This is a genomic window from Candidatus Protochlamydia sp. W-9, from assembly GCF_001950615.1.
Classification (GTDB): Bacteria; Chlamydiota; Chlamydiia; order Chlamydiales; family Parachlamydiaceae; genus Protochlamydia; species Protochlamydia amoebophila.
This window is the reverse complement of record NZ_BCPZ01000288.1, coordinates 1-3,762: the sequence shown is the minus strand read 5'-3', so window position 1 is coordinate 3,762 and position 3,762 is coordinate 1. Positions and strand designations below refer to the sequence as shown.

Genomic DNA, 3,762 nt, shown 5'->3' with positions numbered 1-3,762 from the left:
ATGAGGCTGTGTTCTTTGCATAACGGGTCGCTATTCCTCTCCAACGCTTCAAATGTAAAAATGCATTTTCCACCAAATGCCTTAACTTATAGAGATCTTTATCGTATTCTCGACCAGTTATGCGATTCTTTCGTGGAGCAATCACCACTTGCATTCCCTGACTTATAGCTTGCTCAACGATTGCGTCGCTATCATATCCTTTGTCTGCCAGTAACCACTCAGCTGTAAGACTAGCGATCAAATTCCTTGCTTGAGTACAATCTGCTGTTGTGCCTTCTGTAATAATGACCCTGATCGGCAGACCATGCGCATCCACGGCAAGATGCAATTTTGTATTGATCCCCCTTTTGTACGACTCATGCTCTGATTACCGCCTTTAGCTCCCGCTGCATGAGGATGCACTTTACAATGCGAAGCATCTATCACAAGCCATTCATAATCTGGATCGTCAATCAGTACCTCAAGCAACCTTTCCCAGACTCTCTGATCGCGCCACCGGATAAATCGCCGATGAGTATTGCTCCAACCACCGTAATCTGGAGGCAAATCCCTCCATGGAGCTCCCGTTCTTAATATCCAAAATACTGCATTGATAAAAGTCCTATTATCTCTTGCTATACCACCCTAAGCCCCTCTTCTTCCTGGCAAATGAGGTCCCAGTAAATTCCAAACTCTGTCGGATATATCATGTCTTCTGTACGCTTCCATAAGATGCTCCATTGATGAGCGTAGAAGAGTAGCACATTTAAGCATTTATTTTATTTCTCGTGATTATACTATCTAGTAAAACTTTAACTCGAAGCATATTAATCTTGCAATAAGCGATAATAGTTTTAAAAAGTATAATTTTTTTGAGATTACATGAATTTGCTCCGTGATTTTTCAAGGCTAGTATTAGGTTTGATTGTTTTATGATATTCTTTTATTTACATTTTTGCAGACTTCATAGATGCGATCAGCACTACTTTTTAGATCATTCGTAAAAAAGTATAGAGTGCTTGTAGAGCTTTGTCTTCATTTTGAATGATCTTTGTTAAAGTTACAGGAAAAGAATATCTTTAAGCCAGATAAATCATTTTTCTCCATCCTTAGGCTAAATATATTTAAATTTTGCTGGTAAAACCTCTTTTCTTACCTATTAAAAATAAATTAATTAAACAATTTGACCTAATATCTATTATATAATGTAAGTTGCAAATAACTAATTTATTAAAAATTTTGTTGCAACTACTACTAAAAATCCTAAGACTTTAATTTCAAACCTATTAGGCGCCGTTGCATAAATTTTTCTAGGCATCAGTCTTGATATCACGCCAAATACCTCCTCAATAAATTTTCTAATAACCTGAATTTTGGGTTTTTTAGGCAGTCATTAACAACAAGCGATGCTGCTCTGCTAATTTTATAGATGGCTTTTTAGGTTGATGAGTGTAAGCAACCATCCCAAATAGATTAATTAAAAAATTTCCGGCATTTCTGTGGCGTGTATGTTCAATTTGAGAAATATTTTTTAGTTGATCATTGACCGTTTCAATAATAGCTCGTTTTCTAAGAAGAATTTTGTCTGTCAACTTCATAAGATTCTGCTTCATATTCGATCTTAGGGTAGTAAATAGTTCAAAACCTTGTTTCAAAATCCTCTTTGAAAGTTCTTTCAAAATAGTCCCCTTATCACCAAATAGTTTCCCAAAAAACCCTTTCGACAAAGTTTCGGCAATAGAAACATCAGCAACATTTCCAGGAGTTAGCTGAAAAGCCAAAATTTCTCCTCTTTCATTGATCATGAGATGCAATTTAAACCCGAAAAACCACCCTGAAGTTGTTTTCCCCCTCTTTGCTAAACCTTTAAAGACCTTGTTTCTTTTTATGCGTTTATTTGTGGCAAACATTTATCGATGGAAAATCAATAAAAACAATTCCTGTGATTTCTCCTCTTTTATCCAAAAGATAAGCAAATAGAGGAACAAAGATTTAAGATATTTTGGCTTATGAAAAAATTTAAAAAACTAATAACTACGATATATTTAACGAAAAATCCTGAGCAAACAAATTACATTTGAAAAAATAGTTTTGACTAAGTTATTGCAGTCATCATCTATTTAAGATAGATAAACAATTTTCAGATAGGCTTTCTATCAAAATATTATCCAATAAAATGTCAGATTCTTTTTTTCTATGTTTTTTGATTTGGCTTAAAAAATTATAGTAACCTTTTAATTTCACATTTGCCTGTGAAATTTTATCAAGTTTTCCAGTAAAGGTGGCTACTATATCTGTTTGTACTGCCACTAACTGCGGTTACTGCAGTTTCTAAACTATTACCAAAGTTGGTTGCTACAGCTGATACACTTTTACATACATTACCAAATACAGATGTAGCACTTGCCAAATACCCATTCAACTCCCAAGGTTCTTCTTGCCTTTGCTTTATTTGTTCTGCATTTAATTTCTGTGCTGAACCTGAGTCTTCTATTTTTTCACTTACAATGCGCTCTTGCTCATTAATTTCTTGCATTCTTTGATTAAAGATTATTTCTATCGATTTATTAAGATTATTCAATTCTTCAACGCTTTGGCATTCATTTATAGTTTGTTGTAGACCTTCAAAGGTTTGCAGAGTTAAAGAGGGCGAAGATAATTTATTCATACATAACACCTATGTTTTTATAAGATAGTAACTTTAGATTTTTAAACTTATATTTATGAAATAAAGAAACTTAACCAGCCCTATTATTTAGCATGACTGAGATGTGTTTCTAATTGTCCATGCAAGCCCTAATTCATTACAATTTATCCTGAATATCTTTGCTGCTTAAAGCTAATTTCTTTATTTTTAACTCAAATTTTTTTGTATTCATTTAATATGGCAGGTAGATTAAATTCAAATTATTTATTCTAATATAAGCTTAATATATCATGCTACTTAAAAGCCACAAGCTTATCCGTAATGATGCGATTCATCGCAATCTAAATACCATTTGTTGTGAAAAAAAATGTGTTTGGTCATACATAAGATCCATTTTAATGTTGTTTTGAATTTCAATAAGATGTCTAAATATGCTATATTTTAAGAGATGGAAAAAAAGCAAAGCTCGATTCTTTAGTAACAAAACTCTTTAAGTTGCAATAAAATAATTAAAAATTTTAATCCAATTTTTGTAATGCTCTTACAAGACAAGTCAAAATGTTGGGTTCATAAGGAATAGCAATAACTCTCCTCCTCCTCTTCTGAGTCGATTTTTGATTTTCTAAGTGTAATTTTCAACCTTTTTCTTACAAATTTAAAGTCGGTAAATAGTTAATAAAACTAATTTGAGATAAAACTGACAAGGGTTTTATTTTTTTCTCAACACAAAAAAACAAAATCGCTTCAATCAGATTTATAAGACATGTTTGTATTAAACATCTTGCAAAAAAAGCGTATTCTTTCGCTATTTTAACCAAATTAAAAATTACACTATTATAAGTAACTCACCTTACGCAGAGATTAGTTGAAAAATCATTCGATGAGTTTAAATTTTCTTTCTCGTAATGGAGGAAAATATGTCTGATGAACTTCTTGACATTTATGTAGATTATCTGAACAGCCAAAATCAGTATGCAACGGCAGATATTGCCACATAGTTAGATCCATTTAAAATAGAAAATTCCACTACCTATACATTATTGTTTTTAGCTCATAAGTCTTTCTAAATTCTTTCGTAGAAAGACCATCTAGCGCGATATGAGGACGCCATTTATGATAATCTTCTCTCCATTCTT

Annotated in this window: 2 protein-coding genes and 3 pseudogenes; all 5 read right to left on the bottom strand. The window is 32.4% G+C overall.

The features are described from left to right. A pseudogene (locus BU804_RS11475) lies at positions 1 to 708 on the bottom strand (IS5 family transposase); the annotation flags it as partial. A 493-nt stretch (positions 709 to 1,201) separates the two neighbouring features. Beyond that, positions 1,202 to 1,342 (bottom strand): annotated as a pseudogene (locus BU804_RS12230) (IS982-like element ISPasp3 family transposase); the annotation flags it as partial. A 19-nt stretch (positions 1,343 to 1,361) separates the two neighbouring features. Next, a pseudogene (locus BU804_RS08405) lies at positions 1,362 to 1,971 on the bottom strand (IS982 family transposase); the annotation flags it as partial. Between the two features lie 271 nt (positions 1,972 to 2,242). Then, positions 2,243 to 2,647 carry a hypothetical protein gene (locus tag BU804_RS08400; RefSeq protein WP_075883712.1) on the bottom strand — a complete coding sequence of 135 codons (405 nt, stop codon included), beginning with the start codon at positions 2,645 to 2,647 and terminating at the stop codon, positions 2,243 to 2,245. 852 nt (positions 2,648 to 3,499) lie between these two features. Continuing rightward, on the bottom strand, positions 3,500 to 3,622 hold the full coding sequence (locus tag BU804_RS15490) for a hypothetical protein (protein WP_255371576.1): 123 nt from the start codon (positions 3,620 to 3,622) through the stop codon (positions 3,500 to 3,502). Positions 3,623 to 3,762 lie beyond the last annotated feature (140 nt).

Excerpts from the sequence above, each read along its gene's own strand:
- BU804_RS08400 (WP_075883712.1), bottom strand. The coding sequence starts at position 2,647 with ATGAATAAATTATCTTCGCCCTCTTTAACTCTGCAAACCTTTGAAGGT.
- BU804_RS15490 (WP_255371576.1), bottom strand. The coding sequence starts at position 3,622 with ATGTGGCAATATCTGCCGTTGCATACTGATTTTGGCTGTTCAGATAAT.